The sequence below is a fragment of the Vibrio sp. GJ43-1 genome, from assembly GCF_055808835.1.
Window position 1 is genome coordinate 1,383,439 of record NZ_CM147884.1, and the last position, 23,549, is coordinate 1,406,987.

17 protein-coding genes and 4 pseudogenes are annotated in these 23,549 nt (G+C 44.8%); 13 read left to right on the plus strand and 8 right to left on the minus strand.

Annotated elements, in window-relative coordinates; translation table 11 throughout:
* Nucleotides 1-29 precede the first annotated feature (29 nt).
* Nucleotides 30-2,148, plus strand: a pseudogene (locus AC0L66_RS06695) (methyl-accepting chemotaxis protein).
* A 98-nt stretch (nt 2,149-2,246) separates the two neighbouring features.
* Here the strand turns inward: AC0L66_RS06695 and rsmS are convergent.
* From rsmS to dinG, 4 genes and pseudogenes are all read right to left on the minus strand, one after another.
* Entirely contained in the window at nt 2,247-2,411 is a 165-nt protein-coding gene (gene rsmS, locus AC0L66_RS06700; RefSeq protein WP_473568809.1) for a pleiotropic regulatory protein RsmS, read from the minus strand.
* A complete protein-coding gene (locus AC0L66_RS06705) occupies nt 2,411-2,920 on the minus strand; it encodes a primosomal replication protein (RefSeq protein WP_265673436.1) in 510 nt (169 codons plus the stop codon). Before AC0L66_RS06705 ends, rsmS begins: the two co-directional genes overlap by 1 nt.
* Nucleotides 2,921-2,981: 61 nt before the next feature.
* Nucleotides 2,982-3,752 (minus strand): sulfite exporter TauE/SafE family protein, encoded by a 771-nt coding sequence (locus tag AC0L66_RS06710; RefSeq protein ID WP_473568811.1) that lies wholly within the window; start codon nt 3,750-3,752, stop codon nt 2,982-2,984.
* Between the two features lie 14 nt (nt 3,753-3,766).
* A pseudogene (gene dinG, locus AC0L66_RS06715) lies at nt 3,767-5,855 on the minus strand (ATP-dependent DNA helicase DinG).
* A gap of 534 nt (nt 5,856-6,389) precedes the next feature.
* On the opposite strand from dinG, the gene AC0L66_RS06720 reads away from it, so the two are divergent.
* From AC0L66_RS06720 to AC0L66_RS06735, 4 genes are all read left to right on the plus strand, one after another.
* A complete protein-coding gene (locus tag AC0L66_RS06720) occupies nt 6,390-7,430 on the plus strand; it encodes a porin (RefSeq protein ID WP_473568812.1) in 1,041 nt (346 codons plus the stop codon).
* Between the two features lie 167 nt (nt 7,431-7,597).
* Complete coding sequence (locus tag AC0L66_RS06725) at nt 7,598-8,293, plus strand: DUF2057 family protein (protein WP_473568814.1); 696 nt, start codon at nt 7,598-7,600, stop codon at nt 8,291-8,293.
* 251 nt (nt 8,294-8,544) lie between these two features.
* Nucleotides 8,545-9,468 (plus strand): MMPL family transporter, encoded by a 924-nt coding sequence (locus AC0L66_RS06730; protein ID WP_473568815.1) that lies wholly within the window; start codon nt 8,545-8,547, stop codon nt 9,466-9,468.
* A 10-nt stretch (nt 9,469-9,478) separates the two neighbouring features.
* Nucleotides 9,479-11,068, plus strand: coding sequence for an MMPL family transporter (locus AC0L66_RS06735; RefSeq protein WP_473568817.1), 1,590 nt, complete (start codon nt 9,479-9,481; stop codon nt 11,066-11,068).
* Nucleotides 11,069-11,120: 52 nt separating this feature from the next.
* Here the strand turns inward: AC0L66_RS06735 and AC0L66_RS06740 are convergent, their stop codons facing one another.
* Both AC0L66_RS06740 and AC0L66_RS06745 read right to left on the minus strand, forming a co-directional pair.
* Nucleotides 11,121-11,969 carry a TonB-dependent receptor gene (locus tag AC0L66_RS06740; RefSeq protein ID WP_473568819.1) on the minus strand — a complete coding sequence of 283 codons (849 nt, stop codon included), beginning with the start codon at nt 11,967-11,969 and terminating at the stop codon, nt 11,121-11,123.
* A 214-nt stretch (nt 11,970-12,183) separates the two neighbouring features.
* The gene (locus AC0L66_RS06745) at nt 12,184-12,630 is read right to left on the minus strand and encodes a dCMP deaminase family protein (RefSeq protein WP_473568820.1); all 447 of its coding nucleotides are present in this window, start codon (nt 12,628-12,630) and stop codon (nt 12,184-12,186) included.
* Nucleotides 12,631-12,927: 297 nt separating this feature from the next.
* Here AC0L66_RS06745 and AC0L66_RS06750 point away from each other — a divergent pair, with 297 nt between their 5' ends.
* Nucleotides 12,928-13,707 carry a tetratricopeptide repeat protein gene (locus tag AC0L66_RS06750; protein ID WP_473568822.1) on the plus strand — a complete coding sequence of 260 codons (780 nt, stop codon included), beginning with the start codon at nt 12,928-12,930 and terminating at the stop codon, nt 13,705-13,707.
* 110 nt (nt 13,708-13,817) lie between these two features.
* Here AC0L66_RS06750 and AC0L66_RS06755 read toward each other — a convergent pair.
* Nucleotides 13,818-14,758, minus strand: a pseudogene (locus AC0L66_RS06755) (1-aminocyclopropane-1-carboxylate deaminase/D-cysteine desulfhydrase).
* Nucleotides 14,759-15,304: 546 nt separating this feature from the next.
* Here AC0L66_RS06755 and AC0L66_RS06760 point away from each other — a divergent pair.
* The 7 genes from AC0L66_RS06760 (at nt 15,305) to arnF (ending at nt 22,862) form a co-directional block, all read left to right on the plus strand.
* Entirely contained in the window at nt 15,305-16,399 is a 1,095-nt protein-coding gene (locus AC0L66_RS06760; protein WP_473568823.1) for an aminotransferase class I/II-fold pyridoxal phosphate-dependent enzyme, read from the plus strand.
* Between the two features lie 3 nt (nt 16,400-16,402).
* The gene (locus AC0L66_RS06765) at nt 16,403-17,281 is read left to right on the plus strand and encodes a glycosyltransferase (RefSeq protein WP_473568824.1); all 879 of its coding nucleotides are present in this window, start codon (nt 16,403-16,405) and stop codon (nt 17,279-17,281) included.
* Between the two features lie 144 nt (nt 17,282-17,425).
* Nucleotides 17,426-19,408, plus strand: a complete 1,983-nt coding sequence (arnA, locus tag AC0L66_RS06770; protein ID WP_265673448.1) for a bifunctional UDP-4-amino-4-deoxy-L-arabinose formyltransferase/UDP-glucuronic acid oxidase ArnA — start codon at nt 17,426-17,428, stop codon at nt 19,406-19,408.
* A gap of 171 nt (nt 19,409-19,579) precedes the next feature.
* A complete protein-coding gene (locus AC0L66_RS06775) occupies nt 19,580-20,323 on the plus strand; it encodes a polysaccharide deacetylase family protein (RefSeq protein ID WP_473568826.1) in 744 nt (247 codons plus the stop codon).
* Nucleotides 20,324-20,440: 117 nt separating this feature from the next.
* Nucleotides 20,441-22,093: a lipid IV(A) 4-amino-4-deoxy-L-arabinosyltransferase gene (gene arnT, locus AC0L66_RS06780; protein WP_265673450.1), complete on the plus strand. Its 1,653-nt coding sequence runs from the start codon at nt 20,441-20,443 to the stop codon at nt 22,091-22,093.
* Nucleotides 22,093-22,440, plus strand: coding sequence for a DMT family transporter (locus tag AC0L66_RS06785; protein ID WP_473568828.1), 348 nt, complete (start codon nt 22,093-22,095; stop codon nt 22,438-22,440). Before arnT ends, AC0L66_RS06785 begins: the two co-directional genes overlap by 1 nt.
* Nucleotides 22,440-22,862, plus strand: a complete 423-nt coding sequence (gene arnF, locus AC0L66_RS06790) for a 4-amino-4-deoxy-L-arabinose-phosphoundecaprenol flippase subunit ArnF (RefSeq protein ID WP_473568830.1) — start codon at nt 22,440-22,442, stop codon at nt 22,860-22,862. The genes AC0L66_RS06785 and arnF overlap by 1 nt, the downstream gene beginning before the upstream one ends.
* Nucleotides 22,863-22,903: 41 nt before the next feature.
* On the opposite strand, the pseudogene AC0L66_RS06795 reads toward arnF, so the two are convergent.
* Nucleotides 22,904-23,548, minus strand: a pseudogene (locus tag AC0L66_RS06795) (sugar transferase).
* Nucleotide 23,549 lies beyond the last annotated feature (1 nt).

Consider the following 23,549-nt stretch of genomic DNA (forward strand, 5'->3'; position numbering starts at 1 on the left):
TGGATAACCGTTTGCGAAAAGGATGTATTATGCGAACTCTCTCCGTTCAGTGGAAAATTACGATTTTAGCTTATTGCTGCTTATTATTTACTTCTTTGGCTCTCATTGGCTTTTCGCTTTATAACGCCACCAATAATCAACAAGCCACTCAGAAGCTGAGCTCCCAATCTGTAGTGGAAAAGTCGGAGGCGTTATTAGAAGCGCGAGCCGAAATCAACGCACGAGAAGTCAAAGATTATTTCAGCGAAGCTATTTTTCGGGCAGAGATGCTCATTTCCAACGCAAAATTTCAAAAATCTAATGCGGAAGAAAACTTTGTGCCGAGCGAAGATTTGCGCACTGCGTTAGATGAAATGCTTCGCCAGGCCGTTATTCAGTTTCCTTCTATCGAAGGGGCTTACTTGGTATTTAAACCGAACCTCCTTGATGGAGAAGACTCGAATTATGAAGGGGCAGACTATGTCGGTTCGAATGAGCGCGGTCAGTTCGCCACTTACTGGAAAATTGCAGAGACAGGTGAAAATGCCAACCGACATGTGTTGAGTCAGGCGGATTTAGATAACTTTGCAGACGCTGAGCGATTTTATTGTCCGCTGGCGACAGAATCCGCCTGTGTGAGTACACCGAAGGCGACGCAAATAGCGGGCAGTACTCACTTGAGTTCGTCGCTATCGATACCGATTGAAGTTGATAACATGATTATTGGTTTTTTAGGTATTGATTTGGGGTTAACGCAACTGGCACAGACTGTCACGCAATCGGATACGAGCTTGTTTGGCGGCAGTGGTCAGGTCAATATTGTCAGCTTGGATGAATCGGTCATTGCCAGTGACAATGCTGATGTAAAAGCTTGCGACGCCATTTGTCAGCTCAGTATTGTCAAACAATCAAGTGACAGATCTGATGTTTGGCGAAGAAGCCGTTATTCAGTGGAGTGCTGATGGTGAGTGGTTAACGGTATTTAACCCTATCTCTATTGCAAATCAAACCTGGGGCGTATTTTTTGATATGCCAAGAAGTTCGGTGTTAAGCGATGCCATTCGTCTTGACCAAACGCTGTCATCTCAACTTGAAGAAGGGATCGTTAGTGAAATTTTAGTCGGTGTAGGGTTTGTATTCATTGGTCTTGTGATCATCGGCGTTATGTCTCATAGCCTGGTAAAGCCAATTCGCGAAGTTGTGTCGAGACTCGAGGACATCGCTACTGGAGAAGGGGATTTAACTCAACGCCTGGAGGTGAAGTCTGGAGACGAAATTGGCCAGCTTGCGACTCAGTTTAACGCTTTCCTAGAGAAGCTTCAGACGACGATTTCGCAGGTTGCCACGACATCAAAACAGGTAATCGAAACCGCGGAGCAGGCGAAATTAACCGCGGCTTCCAGTCGAGTGAGCTGTGATGCGCAGTTTAGAGAGGTGGATCTCGTCGCCACAGCGTCAGAAGAAATGACCCAAACCGCATCGCTGGTGGTGCAAAATGCCGAAACCGCGGTTGAAGCGGCGGCGTCGGCTAATGACTCAGCCAGCCAAGGGCAAGAGGTCGCCGAGCTTTCCGCCGCTGAAATGGTGAGATTGGTCGAGCAAATGAAAGCGACGGTTCCAATAGTGGAAGAGCTGGCTCAGAACAATGCCAATATTACCGCGATTTTGGCGGTCATTGAGGGCATTTCCGAACAGACTAACCTCCTTGCGCTTAATGCGGCGATAGAGGCGGCGCGTGCGGGTGAGCAGGGTAGGGGCTTTGCTGTGGTTGCCGATGAAGTGCGCAGTTTAGCGAGCCGCACACATGACTCGGTAGGTGAGATCCGCGAAGTGATCGAGCGCGTACAAACGGGCACTAAAGATGTGGTTAACGCGATTCAGCAAGGATCGCACCTCGCCGATTCTACCGCCACGCATGTGCAACAAGCGGTGACATCATTGAGTAAGATCTTTGAGTCTATTTCAGCGATCAACGACATGAACTCACAAATCGTCAAGGCCGCTGAAGAGCAGCAGTCAGTCTCGACCGAAGTGAATCAAAACGTGACGAATATACGCGATCTGAGTGCGAAGATCTTAGAACAAGCGAGTGAGTCTGAAAATGTTGGCAACGATATTTATGAATTGTCGTCGCAGCAGCAGGCGTTGATGAAGCAATTTAAAGTGTAGCGGCGATAAGCACAGCAGCTGAAAGTGAAGATAGATAGGTGGGGCAAACAAGCGATACCTATCTTTTTTATTTTGAATTGGCTAATAATAAGTAAGGATTATGATTGGCCTTGTTCGAGCTGTCGTAGTAAATCCGCTCGTACCATATCGATTGCTTTAAGTGCAACTTCCGGGGAGATGTCATTGCTTTCTAGCAAATAAATGAGATCGACGGCCAGTTTAACGTCTTCTGGTGCATTTTCTAAACTTTGATTTGTTGCCATTATAGAAACTTCTCACTTTCATTAATTTGATGTTCGATGTTGAGTAAAGCCGCTCGACAACGTTGCAAGCGCTGCTCGGCGATTTGCCATTCATTCTCAAGCGTCTCCTTATTTCCCCCAGAACCCAACAGACTCTCTTTATGCCTGACGAGTGCGCATAAACGGGCTTCCCATTCTTGGTGCTGGCGTAATTGGCTGTGAAGGTCGTTAGACTCCTGCGGGCTAGTAGTATTGGGCTGAGCAAATGGGGCAAGGGCTCTTTCCAATGCTTCGAGTTGAGCCACTAAGCGATCCGCTAAGTACTGCGCTTTAGTCAGAGAAATTGTATTCGACGAAAGTTGCCTTAGGTTATCTTTTGCTTCGTGCACGCAAGGTGAAAGAAAACGAGAGGATGCATTAAAGAGTTGATCATCAAATAACACCGTTACGCTCTTTTTGCGTTCCGCGTCATAGGCAGCGGCTGATTGGCGAAGCTTTTCTAGACGAGTATGCAGATCCGCGAGTTTCATCTTTTTTCTCAGTGGTCAATCGCATAGTAATTATAGAATGATTTGTATTGGAACGGACGCTTTAAAACCATGCGTCATAGGCCAATTTAATGGCAAGAACACTGACCACGGTGACAAAAATCGGTCGAATGAACTTGCCACCAAATTTTATCGCGGAATGGGCACCAATGTAAGCTCCCGCCATAAGGCAGACCCCCATGGTCAGTCCTAGTACCCAGTTAATGTGTCCTAAGAAAGCAAACGTCACTAAAGAGGTAAAGTTGCTGGTGAAGTTCATCGCTTTTGCCAATCCAGAGGCGAGTAGAATATTTAGCCGATATAAGGCCATTGAACTTACCGTCCAAAACGCGCCAGTTCCAGGGCCAGCAACACCGTCATAGAAGCCAAGTGACAAACCTTGCAGGTATTGCTTACGGTTGAATTTAGGGCAGCCTTTATTGACACCATTGCCGTCGGCACTTGGTGATTTATGAAAAACGGTGTAAAGCGCTGCGGCAAGAATAACGAGAGGCAATACTTTTTCTAACCACTCTGTTGAAATCATATCCACGACAAACGTACCCAAAGTGGCGCCGATAAGCGTGGCTATAAATGCTCTTTTCCAGCACTCTGGATTAAACAGTCGTTTACGATAGTAAGTAAATGCTGCCGTGGAAGAGGCGAACGTCGCCGCTAATTTATTGGTGCCAAGGGCAATATGAGGAGGCAGACCAAGAGACAGTAAGGCAGGCACAGTGAGCATACCACCGCCGTCTACTACCGCATCGATAAAGCCTGCCACAAAGGCAACAAGCGCAAGCACCACAAGCATGCTTGGTTCAATAAATTCCATGGAGACCTGTCACCTTAGTATTCGATAGTTCTTTTAAATGGGGGTAGGGAATCGAGAAGTGACTTGCCATACCTTTTTGTTACGATGCGCCTGTCTAGAATATACAAGGTACCGCAATCTCTTTCTTTACGTAATAGACGTCCCGCTGATTGTATCAGCTTTTTACTGGCCTCAGGAACTGTAATCTGTAGAAATGGATTGCCGCCTTTGCGTTCGATATATTCTGCATGTGCTTGTTCAATCGGTGAAGTCGGCACTCCAAACGGTATTTTAGTTATAATGAGGTTTTCAAGTAACTCTCCGGGCAAATCTAGCCCTTCAGAAAAGCTACCAGTGCCAAAAAGTACACTGGTTTTACCGCATTGAGTCAGCGTTTTATGTTTATTTAGAATTTCTGTGCGTGATGTTTCGCCCTGGATCTGCAGGTGCCAGCCTTTTAAGGCAAATTTGCCTTTAATGTCATTAGCCACTTGGTTCATCTGCCAATAGGAAGAAAACAGTACTAGATTGCTCTTACCATCGGCGATGTATTCCATGAGCTTTTCTTTAAGTTCATCGGTAAACGGAGTCGCCTGCGGCTCATATTTCATTTTTGGCACAACAAGCTCAGCTTGATTAGCGTAATCAAACGGTGAAGCGAGGGCTAGAAATTGCACGCCGTCTTCTTCTTTTTTGGCTAATGCCACTTTGATGGCAAAAGAAAGAGAAGGAATTTAACGCTCGCATTGTGGCAGAGACCAACACAGCGCCAACGCAACGAGACCAAATTTGCTGGTCGAGCTGCCAACCGACTTCCAAAGGCGATACGCTGACAACATGGTCATTATCGCGCTCTTTGCTTTGTTCTATCCAACGCGCAAGTGGCGCCCCTTTTTCTTTTTTAGGCTCACTCATGAGTCGCCATACGGCGGCAAGGTTTTCAAAACGCTGAATATAGAATCCCAGCTCTGCTAAGGCGGGCTCGGCGAGCTTTGCTGAAAGTTCGCCATCTTTAAGACGTTCGGAAATCAAATCCGCAATTTTACCCGAAGCTTGTGCACCTTTTTGAGTGATGGATTTGAGATCTTTAGCTTGGGTTTCAAGCCACGTAGGCAGTTCTCCATCTTCAAATCGGCAATAACTTTCTTCAAAGGTTAACGATGAGCAAAAGGTATTCACTTCACCCAGTATTGGAATGAGTTGCTGAATCGAGTCTTGCAATTCATTACGAAAACGCCCGACGCGTTTTTCATCCGCAAGTCCGGAGAATTTCGACACGGCTTGGTTTAACCGCTCTAACCAACTCACCGCCCCTTTTAATGTTGATGAGGCTGAAGCGTGGTCTCTAGCGACATGCGGTAGATGGTGGGCTTCGTCGAAGATAAAAATGGTGTTTTCTGGTTCCGGCAAAATCACCCCGCCGCCCAAGTCAGCGTCGGCCATGACTAGGCTATGGTTGGCAATAATGACATCGTTTTTGTCTAGCTCTGATCGTGCTTTAGCAAAAGGGCACTGTCTGTGAGCGGGGAGTCCGCTATTGCAGCTGTGCTTTTCACTCACAATGGTTTGCCAAATGGCATCATCAATGGGGGCTGGCCATGAATCTCGGTCACCATTCCACTTATTTTGGGTTAGCTTTTCATACATATCATGAAGCTGTTTGATATCACTTTTCTTTGGTTTGGACTCAAACATGGCAAGTTGGCTATTATCTACGCCGGTTTCGCCACCACATGCCACCGCTAACTTTTCGGCACAGCAATAGCGCTGACGTCCTTTAGCAATAATAAAAGAGAAGTTTTGGTCAGTAATCCGTCGAAATAAAGGCAAATCTTTATCAAGCAGCTGCTCTTGTAATGCGACGGTTGCAGTAGAAATCACTATCTTGCGATTGTTTTGTACCGCGATAGGAATCGCGGCCATTAGATAAGACAGACTTTTACCAATTCCTGTCCCGGCCTCCGCGACGATGATACGTGTCGACTTGTGATATTGACCAAGTAACGTTTTCGCAATTTCAGACACAAGATAGTTTTGTGCACGTCTAGGGACGAAGTTATCCAGCTGATGTTGCAGGTTTTGATAACTTTGGCGAATTGATGATTGTATTTTACTGGTTGTCATACTGTGATCCAAATTGCAGTGCGGCGATGATAGCACACTTCGATTGGTGACATTCAGAGATTCTCGTCATCATTTTGCGGTGATAGTTTTGATCAATGTCACAAAAATTGAGTGAACTTTCATGGACCTATATATCTTTCAACGGTCAAAAAATATAAAACCCCAAAAAATGCATTTTTGCGGTTCTTTGTGTTGATTCTTTGGTGTCTGAGTGTGGTTTTTTGGAGTTTATGCCTGATTGGTGTGGTGATTTTAGTGCTGGGTTTGCACGTTTTGAGTGCGTTTAAAGTTTGCGGTGTGTCACATGTGTTTACCTAACTTATTGTTATTGATGGTTTTATAGTAATTTATGTATTTCGTTTAGGGTGTTTGACATTGTCTTATAACTTTTGCATTCTTGATTTCGAGATTTAACGACGCTGAAACGACTTAGGAACAAAAGGTTGTTGTTCTAAAAAATGATTTTGGCGCGATATATATTAAAAAAGGGAACCGAAAGGGAATTCCCATCTAATGAAAAGGCAGTGGATTATCATGAAAAAGACTCTAGTAGCTCTAGCAGTATTGGCAGCAGGTTCTGCGCAAGCAGGTATCGAAATTTATAACAGCGATAAAGTAACAGTTAACCTAAAAGGTGACATTGAAGTTGTTTACCTACAAGGTGTTGAAGACGGCGCTACAATGCACCAAGAAATCCAAGATGCGGATTTTGGTTTTGATACGCGTTATGCAATTAACGACGACCTACAATTTGGTGCGTACTGGGAATTTGACGGTGCGAACAGCAGCGTAACTAAAGGTACGAGCACAGCTGCTCACGCTGGTAACACATACGTAGCGCTTTACTCTCAAGCTGCTGGTTCTATTAAAGTGGGTCGCCTAGATACTATCCTTGATGATGCTGGTATTGGTTCTGACTACCAGTTCGGTGTTAACTCTTTCTTCTCTAACGGCTCTCCTTTTGGCGGTGATGAAGCAATTCGTTACGACCTAGACAAAGGTATGTTCTACGGCGGTATCGCTTACAAGCAAGACAAAAATAAAAACAATGGTCTTGGCGTAGATGGCAACATGGTTGATGCTAAGCTTGGTGTACGTGTAGCTGATTTTGACTTCACTGGTTTCTATGGCCAAGCTGATTTTAAAGGTGATGGCGCTAAAGCTGGTTTAGACAAAGAATCACTAATGGCAATCGAAGCGCGTTTTGCTGGTGTTGAAAACCTTAACCTAGAAGTAGGTTACTACGGTATGAAGATGGACCCAACTGCGGGTGATTCAACTACTGATACAACAATTGCCTTCGCTGCAGACTATACACTTAACCAAATCGTATTTGCTGGTGGTGTTAGCCAATCAAACTATGACAAAGCTCAATCTGCTAGTTCAACAGACGCTTCGACATACGACAAGCAAATCGGTTGGTTCGTAAACGCTGGTTACAAAGTAGCACCTGGCGCTACAGTTTATGCTGAAGTTGGTGGTAACGATGGTTACTCAAATGTAGGCACTGACGCTAATCCAAACATTAAGCAAAACGGTACTGGCTTCGCTGTTGGTGTTAAAGCTGAATTCTAATCTAGCTTTTAGCTAAAAGATTATTTTAAAAGCCACCCTAGGGTGGCTTTTTTACGTCTGCAATAGAGTGATTTAGATGTCAATTTATCTAAAAAATCCTTTTTTGCGAGTGTTCTCTGTGTCATGCTGTTTGACAAGATAGTAGGCAGCAGTAAAGGAAGCCGATTGTGAAAAATAGTATTGTGGTTCTTGCCGCGTTAGGGCTGGCGTTTAGTGTGAATGCGGCAACGCTTGTGCCGATGAAAGGCGTTTCGGTTTACTTTATTAATGGCCAAGAAGCTGAAGAAAGAATAGGTAAAAACGAACTTGAGCAAGGTGAAAACCAAGTTGTGGTTCGTATGGATAAAAAACTGGGTAAAGGCAGCAGTTCCAATGTTTACACGTCCGCTCCTTATGTCCTCACCGTGAATGTGACGGGCGACGAGGTGAAAATTAATCATCCAGTGGCGCGCAGCGAGCAAGAAGCGAAAGTGGCGTTTCGTGGTGACACGCCGCAGTGGCGCGTGACGCAAGATGGTTATGCCTTAGCGTATGAGCAAGAAAAGCTAAAAGGCAAAGACGGGTTTATGCCGTACATGCAAATGGATGAGCTCATTGCCGCGCATAATGCAGAGCGAGGCATTACTTTCACATCCGGTGAAATGGTGGTAGCGACGTCGGCAGCCCCTGTCGCGACAGCGGCTGCCGCAACTGCGGTTGCTGCGACGGTAGCGGATACCCCTAAAGTATCGGCTAGCGCAGCGTCTAAAGAAGTGGTTGCATTGCAAGCATCAGATAATGTTGGCCAGCTACAGGCTTGGTATTTGAAGGCCTCCAAGCAAGAGCGTAAAGAATTCCGTAAGTGGATGATTGATCAAGAATAGCTAGGGCTGTTTTGAGTGATTATGATCGGATAAAAATATGATGAAAGGAGCTTCGGCTCCTTTTTTGATGCAAGTCGTTCACCAATGGCCACGATAATGGCGATATGAATCCAATAGATAGTACAGATTTCTATCAAGCAGTAAGCAAACAAAAGTGGCTAGAAAAGACGGCGTACTAACAATAATCTGACGGGATTTTGGTGATTTTGAGTTAGACTTAACGCCTTATCGTTACTTATTGTCAATTTATCGTGAATCAACTTATTACCCTTATCCAACGTTTCCCTAAGTGTATTTTACTTTTCGTACTTGCGCTGACTGCAGCCAGTGCTTGGTACGGGCAACAACACTTCAAAATGAACGCCGATCTCTCCTCGCTGGTGAAACAAGATGGCGCGTGGGTTGATAATCTCGCTCACCTTGAAGAGGCATTTCCTGAAACGGGTAATGTGGTGGTGTTGGTCACGAGCCAAGATGGTGAGCTTGCTAAGCAAAGTGTTGAATCACTCGCTGATGAGTTGGCCTCGTCTTCTGTTATTAAAGACGTATTTGCCCCGTCGACTTTATCATGGTTCCAGCAACATGCTCTGGGGTTCATCACCGACAGTGACTATCAAACCCTTAAAAAGATGGCTAGCCAACAGGTAGCACCATTAGTTGCTGGCGCTAACGCTCAGCGCTTAGAGGTGTATTTGGGGCAATTAATTGACCGTAATAGTCACATTGCTACTCGTGCTCTAGGTACCGATAGTTCGGTAGAGCGAGATAAAGCGAACGAAAATATACTGGAGCCTTTATTGTTAGCGGCTAGCGGTCAGAAAGTTGACTGGGCACGCGAGTTAAGCGGTCATATTACCTCGCCAACTGCGTACGCTATAACACTGGTTGCGCAGCCAGATGATAGCGTTAAGGAGCCAAACAGAGCGATAATTGAAGCGATTCATCATGCGGTCACAGCAGCGGAATTACCGTCTAGTGTCGCGGTACAGATTACTGGTCAAGCGGCTTTAGATTTCGACGAAATCGTTGACGCGAATAATAGCATCGCCATTGCAGGTAGTGCGTCGCTGATTGGTCTAGTATTGATACTTGCTATTGGCATTCGCTCGCTTCGTGTCATTGTTGCGTGTTATTTGACGGTCATCATAGGGTTGGTGTGGACGTTCGCCGCCTAGTCTGTTTGTCGTGGGATCGTACAACACCATCTCTATCGTGTTTATGGTGATGTTTATTGGCCTTGCCGTCGACTTTTCCATTCATCTTTGTCTTCATATTCAAGAACTCAAAATTAAAGGCGAAGACAACCGTCATAGCTTGACTCATGCCGTCGCTCATTCGTTTCGCCCGTTGGCGCTGTGCGCGCTTTCCTCTGGAATTGGGTTTCTTAGTTTTTATCCCACTGCCTACACGGGACTGGGTGAGTTAGGTATTGTTTCCGCATTAGGCATGTTACTTGGGTTATTGGCGACATTTGCCGTAATACCACTATTTTTTACCTTATTTGGTTACCCAACGGTTAAACATAAAACTGACACGCGCTATTTTTCTGCGTTTGGTCATGGGCTTGCGACTTATAAGCGGACAATCACCTTTTTAATGGTTTGCCTGTCATTGGTGATGGGTTATGGCGCCACTCAATTTAAGTTTGATTTTTCGACGTTAGTATTGAAAAACCCACAGTCGGAGTCTGTGTTAGGGTTGTATGCATTACAACAACATGGATTGGGTTCTAGCTACCAGTTATATGCGGTCGCCAAGAACGAACAAGAAGCGAAGCAATGGAAGTCACAGTTACTTAACGAACCAACCATCAGTCAAGTCATCATTGCTAGCGATTTCATGCCAACAGAATTGGCACAACGCACGCAGCAATTGTCTGATGTTTTGCAGCCCAACATGACAGCAAAACCATTGTCACTAAGTGAGTTTAAGCGTTTAGCGGTGGAAAAGGGTTGGCCAAATGCTGAGCGTATTCCAACAATGGCGAATGATAGTGCTGATCTTGGGTCACTGACCCAAGCGCTATTTTCTAGTGTCGACAGCGATACGTTATCCGCAATCACGTCAAATGCGACGGGATTGAATATTGATGAAGATTTGCCTCACTCGCTTTATCAACGCTACATCAGTAAGCAAGGAGAATGGCTGGTCGCCGTCACGCCGTTAGGAGACATGAGTAATGTCGAAGAATTAAACCAGTTTATTAGCGATGTGCAGTTTATTGCTCCGAATGCCACGGGGCGCGCCGTCGCCGAAAAAGAAGTGGGGGGCATTGTCGTCGATGCCTTTAGAGCTGCGATTTTGATGTCGATCTTGGCGATCGCGTTGATCCTGATTTGGACGGTGAACAAGAAACGCGACATTGTACTCATTTTTATTCCGTTAGGATTAGCGACGATCACTACCTTAGGGATGATGTATTGGCTCAACTTGTCCATGAATATGGCTAATATTATTGTGGTCCCATTGATTTTTGGCTTAGGGGTGGATAATGGCATTCATATCGTTAAGCGTTTTCGTGCCGTGGGCAGTTTGGAAGGTTTCTTTAAGACCTCGACACCTAAAGCATCCCTAATCAGCTGTTTAACTACTCTCGCGACGTTTGGCGCGTTAATTGTTGCCAAGCATCAAGGGATGCATTCTATCGGACTGGTGTTAACGATCGCCTTGTCGAGTATTCTGGTTTACAGTTTGGTACTGCTACCTATTATGCTAGAAGCGACGAAGAAGTCGGAGAAAATCAGCGAAGTGGAAGCGAGTAGTAAAGAAAGGTAAGCGGTGTAGGAAGTGAGCCACTCATTGACTGGTGAGTGGCTGCGCGGAGTGACTAGAATCTTGCATCCAATGTCATGAAGAAACTTTTTCTTTGTCCAAAACCAATTTCACTGATAAGCACCCAGTTAGGGGTGAATTCATATTGGGCACCGACTAGCGTGTTCCATTTATTCGCTAAGCTCTGGTTTACGGTAAATTTCGCGTTGTCTGGTAAGGAAATGCCACCTAATGGCAAATCGTTAATACTACCGGATAAGGTTTGTTCTATATTCTGATATTGTGCGCCAACCCAAGCTCTGATTGGCCAATCGCTGTTTCTTGAAAAATCATAGCCAACGCGCGGAGAGATCACGATTGAATCGATTTCTCCATCGATAACAGTCAGGCTTGTTTTAGTATAGCTGGCGTCAACTAGGGCAAAAACACTCTCATACCCACCAGCAATGACTGTTCCTGCGCCATAGGTATAACCATCTAAGTCAAGTCGGAAAGGTTCGTTTATTTCAATGCCGTCACCAGGAAGGTTAGGAAACAGTTTAACGTGGCTAATCGTGGTTTCAGAATAGCCATCTAATTTCCCGCCTATAGCGTAAAAATTTAGAAAAGGTAGCACCCATACGTCGGCTTTCAGGGTGATAACTTGACTCTCCTGATAACCACCTTTTGTTTTAATGCCGATATCGTCTAGTGGGCCTAAACCCGCCAATGTAATTGAATCTACATTTATTCCCTGAGAAACGTTCATATAGCCAAAACTCAACCCAATGGCTTCAGGTAATGTATAACCACGCTCTTCTGCCTCTGCTTTAAATAGAGGGAGCTCAAAGGCTTGTAGCGTTGGGGAAATAGTCCCGCTAATCATTGCGATAAGTGCAATCGACAGCGAACGGAATTTGGCCATGAAGTTACTCTTGCTAGTGATGTGACTAAGCCACATTAATAAGGATGGCGAATTCTAAAGGATAGCATTATTGTTGGAAAGTGATATATATCACTTTCTTTATGAAATTGGTTTGGACCAGCAGGCTTGCAGATAACGAAAGTTTGGTGCTTGGGGGGAGCAAGTAAACGACAGCATAGCTAAATGATATCGCTTACTTAATGCTAAATATTGATTATGCCTCGTCCTGATCTAGCGTAAGCCAGTTAATACGGACATTAGCTTGCTCAAACATATCTTGGCTGAGTGAGATTTTATCCCCCCATCGAGAGAGGAAGTCTTCAGATTGTGCGGGGCAATGGACGACTGAAATGCCCGTTTGAATGATCTTAGCGGCGCAGTTAGGGCAAGGGAAGTGCGTGACCCAAATCTCGCACCCATCGAGATCTCTTTTCGCAAAGAGAATCGCGTTTTCTTCCGCGTGCAAGGTTTTCAGGTATTTGGTTTCTCTTTCATCACTTTCGGCACTGTCAGAGATGCCGTGTGGATAACCGTTAAAGCCCACTGAAACGATGCGATTGTTTTTCGTGATCACCGCGCCAACTTGTGTCGAGGGATCTTTACTCCACGACCCAACAAGCTCAGCCATTTGGATAAATCGTTTTGCCCATTTTGAAGCCATGTAGATACCATTATTTAAAATCAATTTGTGACAAAGTTTACAAAAATTAGCCAAGTAACACGAGTGCTAATTGCAAACGATTACATTTTTCCTCACGCTTTTCTTAACGAAAGGGACACTCTATTTTAACTGGCATTGGGTTGAGCTTGTTGCATTGGTTGAGTGAATGGAAGTGGCGTTGGTTTTGTGACTTGAACGAAATTCTTTGTCAGAGTATTGCGAATTCTGTTTAAAATCCCTAAAACTTCTATGAACATGTGTCAGTATTCGACGAATTCTTCAGAAAGGGAAAAGGAAATGCGAAAAACACTGTTAGCGGTTTCACTATGTAGTCTGTGTTTTAGCGCAGGGAGCTTAGCATTTACGAAAGATTGGTCTGCATCAAGTGTAAAAGCCGTAACTCAAGGGGCGAAACAAGGGGATTTGTTTGCACAGATTGAGTTAGGGGACAGATACGCCGTCGGTAATGGCATTAAAGAAGATGATAAGATTGCTGTTGAGTGGTATTTCAAAGCTGCAGAACAAGGCAGTGAGACGGCAATGTATAAGTTGGGCATGATGTATGACAATGGACACGGTGTTCATTACGATGCGAAAGAAGCCGCGTCTTGGTTTGAAAAAGCATCCAACATTGGTCATGACCAAGCGCAATACTATCTTGCGGGTATGTACAAATGGGGTAGAGGCGTTCCTAAGAGCAACGCTAAGGCCGTTGAGTATTATCGCTTAGCGGCTGAGCGTGGCTATGATGTCGCGCAAAATAGCCTAGGAGTGATGTACGCGAAAGGATTGGGTATTGAGCAAAATGACATTGAAGCGGTGAACTGGTATCGAAAAGCCGCAGAAAATGGCTATGCTTACGGTCAACGTAATTTAGCGTTTAAGTATTCATTAGGCGAGGGTGTTGAGCTCAACAATGTTCAAGCGCTTGCTTGGGCGTCGGTGGCTGCGACAAATGGCTATCAAAGCGCTGAGAATCTGCGTGATGAAATAACGACCAAGTTATCGAATGAAGAGATAGATGAAGCGAGCCTTTTGGCGAAGCAATATTTAGCGGCTTATTCCTCTCATAAGTAATCCAGTACGGTAAAGTTAAAGTCGACTTAGCAAAAAAAGGGAAGCCACGCTTCCCTTTTTAGTATTTCCAGTATTTGTGTGAACCATAGAACCATAGAACCATAGAACCATTACCAGCTCAGTATCGAGTTATCTCTTGCGCCAAACTTTCGTTCATATCTCGGTAACATGGTTTCGTTCCCCAACAACCCGCCTTGGTGCACATAAAGTACCGTAGCATCGGGGTTAGCTGCTAACCAAGGGAGCAAGCAGCGCCACATCAGAGGATCATACAGTAGGTCAAACTCTATATCGGTTTGTTCGTATAACAAGCGCCATATGGCGTAGTCTTCTTGATACAGCTTACCAAAATGGTGTTTCGCGTCCCGCTGCAAAATAGTCGGATGAACGTCGAATTCGTTCAGCTCATGAAACTGTTTAACTAAGTAGTCTCGCCCACCAACACAAGGGCAGGTGAGAACTTCAATACCTTCTGAATGCAACGCTTTAGCAAGGTATAATGCAGTGGTACTCGAGTGCCAGAAGGCAGTGCGACTTTTAGGTTAGCGTTCTTTTCAAACCTTGCCCATGCCAAAATTTCTCTGGCAAGCGTTTGCACGCCAACTTCTGCAAGTTGAAACCGTAGCTCGCCCTCTGGGACAATGAGACATGAGTCATCATCGCCATGTTGACGTTGAATAAAGTCACTAGGGTGGCATTTCTCTAGATTATCGACCTGATCGGAGAGTGACACGATATTAGCGCCAAGCTCTAGGGCCATTCGATAATTTCCCATCGGCTTTTCATCTAACCAAGCGGGTTTATGATCAACATAATAAGTCAGCTGCCAACCTTTTATCCTCGCTAAAGCGGCAAGTGATGTCAGCGAGTTTGCTTGGGCTGAGCCCCATCCAATCAAGCGAGAAATATTCGGATTGTGTTGGTCTAATAATGTGGCAAATTTTCGCGCTTTATTGCCATTAAAGTGGCTATGAAGCAAATCATCACGTTTTAAATAAAACGAGCGGCCTTCCACATTATGCTGAGTGACAGGGCTGTCTTTGAGTTTCACTAGAAAAACCGTTTGAACTTGAAAAACTGGATTCTAACGTTAACCATGCTCAGAGACAAATGACACCGTTTACAAACGCATACATTAGCAATTGTGTAGATATGCGATAATTATCCTAATGAGTGCTGAGCCGCTTAACTGAGTAACCTGTTACCTAGCGTCATGCTAGTGGGCAGTTTGCCGCTATTATTGACATAAATCTGACGTTGACGACGTTTACGGAATATTTGTTACACTGAGCCTATACTATGCCTAGTAGTAACGTTTGGAAGGCGAATTTATGTGACGCATTGATTGTTAAGTTTTCTCAGGTTTTGCCGACAATACAATATACTCAGTGAATGTTTGATTTAATAGTGTTCTAAAAGGTCAATAAATTAGACATTTGGACACCTTCAGCCCTTTTAATTCTTTGAACGCCCTAGTAAACTTTGTCGTTCTCCGTGCCAATGCGCACGTGTTATCTGTGAGTTAAATATATGAGCCAGTCTTTTCTCCCTTTATGTCGCCCTGCGGTCGATGAAAAAGATATTCAAGCTGTCGTTGATGTACTGCGTTCAGGATGGATTACAAACCGATCCCAAAAATGCGGATCTGGAAAGTAAAATCTCTGAGCATACTGGCGCGCCGCATGCAGTAGCGTTAAGTAGCGCGACGGCAGGTATGCATTTAGTCTTATTGGCACTTGGTATTGGTCCTGGTGATGAAGTCATTACCCCTTCTCTTACGTGGGTATCGACGATAAACATGATCACCCTAGTGGGTGCTAAGCCAGTTTTTGTCGATGTTGATGTTGACACGTTAATGACGGATGCAGAAAAGATTGAACCGCTGATTACCGATAAAACCAAACTGATCATCCCAGTTCACTATGCTGGCGCGTCATTGGATTTAGATCCAATTTATGCACTTGGTGAGCGTTTTGGTATTCCAGTGGTTGAAGATGCGGCGCATGCTTTAGGCGCAGAGTATCAAGGTCAGCCTATTGGTGCTCGCGGTACGTGTCTATTCTCCATGCATGCGATTAAAAACGTCACCACAGCAGAAGGTGGTGTTTTCACTACATTTGATGCAGAACTGGCTGATAAAATTCGCCGTTTGAAGTTTCATGGCCTAGGCGTCGATGCTTTTGATCGTGAAACTCAAGGTCGAGCGCCTCAAGCCGAGGTCATTGAACCAGGCTTTAAATACAATATGCCAGATATTTGCGCTGTATTGGCACTTGGTCAAATGGATCGTATTGCAGAGATTACGGCAGCCCGTACTGAGTTAGCGTTGAGCTATCGTGAAAAGTTAAGTGCCATTAAAGGTGTGACTCCGTTAGGTCTTGCCAATCATGACCACAAACACTGTTGGCATTTAATGATTGTACGTATTGACCCTGCGCAAGCGGGCATCACACGTGACGAGTTGATTGCTAAACTCAAAGAGAAAGGGATTGGCGCTGGCATTCACTTTAAAGCGTGTCATACCCAGAAATATTATCGAGAAAACTACGCAGAACGATTTGGCGCGATTACGCCAAACTTAGAAAATACAGAGCATAATAGCCAGCAAATTTGTTCACTACCGCTCTTTCCTGATATGACTCAGGAAGATGTTACGCGAGTAGTGAATGCCGTGTCAGAAATAATTGGATAACCCATGAAACAGAATGAACCTATCAATTTTGTGTCTATCGTCATACCGGTATACAACGAAGAAAGTTGCTTACAAGAGCTAATCGAGCGGACGACGAAAGCGGCAGACAGCCTTGGTAAAGACTATGAGCTAGTATTAGTCGACGACGGTAGTCGAGATCGCAGTGTTGAAATCATTGAAGCAGCGTCTGCGAAAGAAGGCAGCCATGTGGTTGGTGTTATCCTTAACCGTAACTATGGTCAGCACAATGCGATCATGGCAGGTTTCGAGCAGGTTCGTGGCGACTTAATTATCACCCTAGATGCCGATTTACAAAACCCGCCAGAAGAGATTCCAAATCTGGTTGCTAAAGCGGAAGAGGGGTTTGATTCGGTCGGCACTGTGCGTCAAAACCGTCAAGATAGCGCGTTGCGTCGTTACCCATCTAAAGTTATCAATAAACTGGTTAAGCGCTCTACAGGCGTTGAGATGAACGATTACGGTTGTATGCTGCGTGCTTACCGCCGACATGTTGTTGATGCAATGCTAGAATGTCATGAGCGCAGTACATTTATTCCAGTACTGGCGAATGGTTTTTCTCGTCATACGACAGAAATCCCAGTTCACCACGACGAACGTGCTGATGGTGAATCTAAGTATAGCTTTATGAAGTTGATCAGTTTGATGTTCGACTTGATCACGAGTATGACAACCGCGCCGTTGCGTTTACTGAGCATCGTGGGCGGTATGACCGCAGCAGCGGGTATCGCGTTCGGTATCATACTAATGCTTATGCGTATTTTATTTGGCTCAGAATGGGCTTGGCGACGGTTTGTTTACGTTATTTGCGATTCTATTTGTATTTGTTGGTGGGCAGTTTATCGGCTTAGGCTTGCTAGGTGAGTATATTGGACGAATTTATTCCGATGTGCGAGCAAGGCCGCGTTACTACGTACAGGATGTTTTGGTGGGTGAGGCAACTCGCACCGCACGTGAAACTGACGAATCAAAGAACAAATAATAAGATTTATATTAGAGGAATATTCCATGAAAGTAGTCGTGTTTGCCTACCACAATATCGGTTGTACAGGCGTTCGTAGTTTGCTTGAAGCAGGCGTTGAAATCGAAGCGGTATTTACCCATGTTGATGACAGCAACGAAAACGTATTTTTTGAGTCTGTAGCGAAGCTTGCGGCGAAAAACGGTATCCCAGTTTATGCGCCAGAAGACGTAAACCACCCACTTTGGGTTGAGAAAATTCGCCAGATGAAACCTGACGCGTTGTTCTCTTTCTACTACCGCAATATGATCAGCCAAGAAGTGTTGGATCTTGCGCCAAAAGGTGGCTTTAACCTGCACGGTTCTTTGCTTCCAACTTACCGTGGTCGTGCTCCTATCAACTGGGCACTGGTTAACGGCGAGACAGAGACTGGCGTGACGCTGCACAAAATGGTGCAAAAAGCGGACGCTGGCGACATCGTTGGTCAAGAAAAAATTGCCATTACTGACGAAGATTCAGCAGAAACACTGCATAAGCGTCTAGCGGTAGCATCAAGCGATCTACTGGCTAAAGTATTGCCAACCATCGTTGATGGTAGCGCAGTAGCAACCGCACAAGATGAAACAAAAGCGACGTACTTTGGTCGCCGTACACCCGCTGATGGTGAAATCAAATGGTCTACAGACTCTCGCACAGTATTTAACTTAGTGCGTGCGGTTACTGAACCATTCCCAGGTGCCTTTACTTTCCTAGGTGAGCGTAAGCTGACAATCTGGAGTGTGACACCAAGCGAAAAAACATTTGAAGCGACGCCAGGTACGATTGTTGCGACTTCTCCTCTAACCATTGCTTGTGCTCAAGGCTCAGTGATTGTTAACTCTGGTGAAGCGGAAAACGGTCTATATCTTGGTGGTGAGCAACTGGCTGCAGAACTTCACTTAATCGAAGGTATGCGTTTTGGTCCTCAAGCAAGCGCGATCATCAATGCTAAGAAACGTCAAAAAGTTCTTATCCTAGGTGCAAACGGCTTCATCGGTACTCACTTAACTAAGCGTCTTCTTGATGATGGCGGTTACGAAGTGTACGCGATGGACATGAGCTCTAACCAGATCTCTGATCACTTGGGTCACCCTGACTTCCATTTCGTTGAAGGTGATATCACCATTCATAACGAATGGATTGAGTACCACATTAAGAAGTGTGACATCGTATTACCATTAGTTGCTATCGCGACTCCAATTGAATACACGCGTAACCCACTCAAAGTATTTGAGCTGGATTTTGAAGAGAACTTGAAGATTGTTCGTGGCTGTGTGAAATACAACAAGCGCATTATCTTCCCATCGACTTCAGAAGTTTACGGTATGTCTACGGATTCTGAGTTCAACGAAGATACGTCGCCGCTTATCGTGGGTCCTATCAACCGTCAGCGTTGGATCTACTCAGTGTCTAAGCAATTGCTTGACCGTGTAATCTGGGCTTATGGTAAAAAAGATGGTCTTAACTTCACACTGTTCCGTCCATTTAACTGGATGGGTCCTCGCCTTGATAGCTTGAACTCAGCACGTGTTGGTTCTAGCCGTGCGATTACTCAGCTTATTCTAAACCTTGTTGAAGGTACGCCAATCAAACTGATTGACGGCGGTGAGCAGAAGCGCTGTTTCACGGACATTTCTGAAGCGATTGAAGCACTATTCCGCATCATCGAAAACAAAGATGGTCTGTGTGACGGTCAAATCATCAACATTGGTGCACCAGAGAACGAAGCGAGCATCAAAGAGTTGGCTGAAACATTGGTAGAGAAGTTTGAAAACCACCCATTACGTGGCAACTTCCCTCCATTTGCGGGCTACAACCTAGTAGAAAGCAAAGCGTTTTACGGCGACGGTTACCAAGACGTTCAACACCGTAAACCAAGCATTGCTAACGCGAAGAAACTTCTGGATTGGGAACCACAGGTTCACATGAATGATACTATCGAAGAGACGTTAGATTTCTTCCTTAAAGGTGCAGTAGCAGAAGATAAGTAATGAATCAGAATGAAGTCACTAAGGTCGGTCTTAGGATCGACGTAGACACGTTTCGAGGAACGAAACTCGGCGTGCCTAAGCTGCTCGAAATTTTCGAAAAGCATGGAGTGATGGCTTCATTCTTCTTTACTGTTGGACCTGATAACATGGGGCGCCATATATGGCGCCTTTTTGCGTCCTGCATTTTTGAAGAAGATGCTTCGCTCAAAAGCTGCGAGTCTTTACGGTTACGATATTCTCATCCGTGGTACGCTGTGGCCGGGTCCAATCATTGGTAAGAAGTTACGTCCTATCATTGAAGCTGCCGATCACGCTGGCCATGAGATTGGTCTCCACGCGTGGGATCACCATAAATGGCAAATGAAAACAGATACCATGTCTGATGCGGAACTTCGCAATCAAATAACCCTTGGCTATAATCTTCTCAAAGACATCACAGGTAAACACTTACCTTGTAGTGCTGTCGCTGGATGGCGTTGTACTGATCAGACTTTGATTGAGAAAAATGCCTTTCCTTTCAAGTACAACAGTGACTGTCGTGGCGATTCCATTTTCTCACCAGGAGAAGGAATGGCACCACAGATCCCTGTCACCTTGCCAACGTATGATGAATTGGTTGGCCAAGATGGCGTGGACAACAGCAACTATAATGACGCTATTCTTAAGCTGATTAAACGCGATGGTCTGAACGTTTATACGATTCATGCCGAAGTGGAAGGTATCGTCTGTGCCGAAATGTTTGAAGAATTGATTGTCAGAGCTAAGCAACAAAATATAGAATTCGTGCCTATGATTGATCTGCTTAATGATGCAGTTGATCCACTTCCTCATGATTCGATAAAAAATATTGAGATGGAAGGACGTGAAGGTTGGTTGACTCACCAAGCCTCATTTGTAAAACGAATGGGACTCTGAGTTACCTTATTTGTATACCTTATTAGCGGTATGCAAAATTGGCAGTATAGAAATAATACGCCACATACTAAACACAAGCCCATGATAGTCGTGGGCTTTTATTCAATTGGATGAAGAATGCAACAATCTCGAATTAACTGGGCGGTATGGGTTCCGCTTTTCTTTATAGCTCTTTACATATTGCCGTTGGATATTCGTCCACTCTGGTCCCCTGATGAGCTGCGTTACGGTGAAATCTCTCGAGAGATGGTCGCATCCGGAAACTGGATTGTACCAACATTTAATGACCTGCGTTATTTTGAAAAGCCGGTAATGGGCTATTGGTTTAATGCGATCGCTCAAGTGATTTTTGGTGAAAATAACTTTTCTGTGCGTATTGCCTCTGCACTCGCGACTTTAGGTGTTGCTCTTAGTTTAGTATTAGTCGTTGGTAAAATGACGACACGCCGTCAAGGTTGGTTAACCGCGGGCGTATTTTTAAGTATGTTTATGGTGGCGGCTGTAGGTACGTACAGCGTACTGGATGGCATGCTTGCGTTCTGGTTGAGTGCTTGTTACGTCGCATTCTTCTTTGCTACCCAATCTCAAACCAGTGCTCAGCGCTGGCTTAATTATGGTCTGGCAGGGTTTTTCTGCGGATGCGCAGTATTAACCAAAGGTTTCCTCGCACTAGCACTGCCCGTGATTGTCGTTGTCCCTTATATGATCATGCAAAAGCAGTTTTTAGAAATACTGCGCTGGGGCTGGTGGGTCATGCTTGTGGCGTTTATCACTTGCTTACCATGGTCACTTGCTGTGCATGCAGCCGAAGCCGATTATTGGAATTACTTCTTCTGGGAAGAGCATATTCACCGATTTACCGCCGAAGACGCTCAACACGTTGCGCCGATCTGGTACTACGTTCCATTCCTGTTTTTGGGTACGCTTCCGTGGATATTTTGGGCGCCGTCGGCAGTGGTGCAACTCAAAGGTGAATTGTCAAAACCGCTCATTCGCTACTCATTGCTTTGGGCGATTGTTCCTTTCCTATTTTTCTCATATGCCAGTGGGAAGTTAGCGACATACATCCTTCCTTGTATGGCGCCTATCGCGATTCTTTTGACTCATGGTCTTTTGAAAGCGGGCGAGAAAAAAGTAAAAGGTTTAACAATTGGTTCAGCCATTAATGGTTTGTTCTTTGCTGTAGTCGCTACGGTATTAGTGGTGATGTTCTTTATGGGCAAACTGCCACTTGAGGCATCCGAATCTTACCGCGTTGCAGTAGCGGCGTTTATTCTTGGTTTTTGGGCTGTTTGTGCCTTCTACGCCATTAAAACGTCGTCATTTGAGAAAAAGTTTGCTGCCTATATGGTGTCACCATTAGCGTTGTTTGCTTTATTTTCATTTGCTGTGCCAAACACAACGATTCACTCGAAAATGCCAGAAGACTTTATGACCATGTTGGCGCCAAAAGTCTCTGATGACATGGTGCTGATTGCCGATTATCCTGACACAATGTCTGCGTTAAATTGGTACTTAAAACGCAGCGATGTCTACCTAACCAGAGGTATGGGCGAAGTGGATTATGGCCTTGAATATGACGATTCAAAACATCGTTATGTTGCGTGGAATCAATTGGGTGAGTTTATTAAAGAAAAACAATTAACTGGGCCTGTTTTGCTCCACTTTAGAGATTTGCCTGCCTTGCCAGAAGGTTTCCCAGAATCGAGTGATCATGTCGATTTAGGTCGTTATCATGCGCTGATTTTTGACAAGAAAGCACAAAATTAATGACAGTTTTTCTGTTTGTTCTTTCTGTCGTCGCCAGTTCGTTAAGCCAGTATTGGCAAAAGCGAGCGGCGATGCACTTTGAAGAAAATCCACACTTATCGGTGATAGGGAAGTTGTTTAGCTTCCCTATGCTACTCGGTATTACATTTTTAGGAACCAGTGCCATTACATGGCTTGGTGTCCTGAGCCAGTGGGATGTCTCGGTGGCCTATCCATTGCTAAGTATTAACTTTGTTATCATGCTGTTGATCTCAAAGTTTGCATTTGGAGAAGTGATCGTTCCGAAGCAGTGGCTTGGTGTGATGTTTATCATGATTGGTGTCGGTATTTTAGGTGGTGCTGGCTAATGGTATTGAAAGATTTAAAAGCAGGACTTCCGGTTGCCTTGTTAAGCGTTGTACTTATTTCTGTCGCTCAATTAGCGATGAAGTGGGGGATGGGTAATGTATCTTCTCAGTGGACCCTAATAGCAGAGCTGCTCGCTCAATATGAGTTAGGGCAACTTTGGCTAGCGACTTGGCCTGCGTTAGTTTGTGTGGCGATAGGGTTGTTATGCTATGCCACCTCAATGGCATGTTGGGTAATGGCGCTTAAACATTTACCTTTAGGCGTAGCTTATCCGTTATTGAGTTTGAGTTACGTTTTAGTTTATGCGCTGGCCGTAACGCTTCCGTGGTTGAATGAGCCATTTAATGGAGTGAAGTTGTTTGGCATTGGGTTTATTCTTGTCGGACTTATGTGCATCTTTACCGCAAAAAAATCCAGCTGAGGCTGGATTTTTTATACTCGTCACAACAGGGGTCGTTATGCTTAACGGCCACGGCCATCAACCATGATTTTCAATGTCTTGATGACGATATGCACATCAGTAATGAACCATGTTTTCAATGATGATAGTGATAACGCGTAGCTGTGATCAAACCCTACTTTTCTTCTCACATCATCTACACAGGTGTCATAACCTTGATTGACTTGTGCAAGCCCCGTGATGCCAGGTAAAACATCATAAGTTCGCTCAGTAAAAAAGGGGATATCTTGTTCAAGCTTTGTATAGAAATCAGGGCGCTCTGGTCTTGGACCAATTAAGGACATATCGCCTTTGATGACATTAATGAACTGCGGTAATTCATCGAGTCGAGTTTTTCTTAAAAATCGTCCAACTGGCGTTATTCTCGGGTCATTTTCCGTCGCCCACGTTGCGCCGCTTCGGCTCTCGGCATTAATGTACATGGTGCGATATTTAAGTACGTGAATAAGGTCAACTTTAGTGGGCGTAAACTTACCCACTCTTAATTGTTGATAGAATACTCAGGTCCTTTGGATGTTAATTTTATTGCGATAGCAATCAGGTATGAATGATATCGCTAAGATTACCATGCCGACACTCGCGCCAATCAAGTCGAAGATACGTTTGGCGATGCGAATGGTTGGTTTTTCATAGGTGGTATTTTTCATG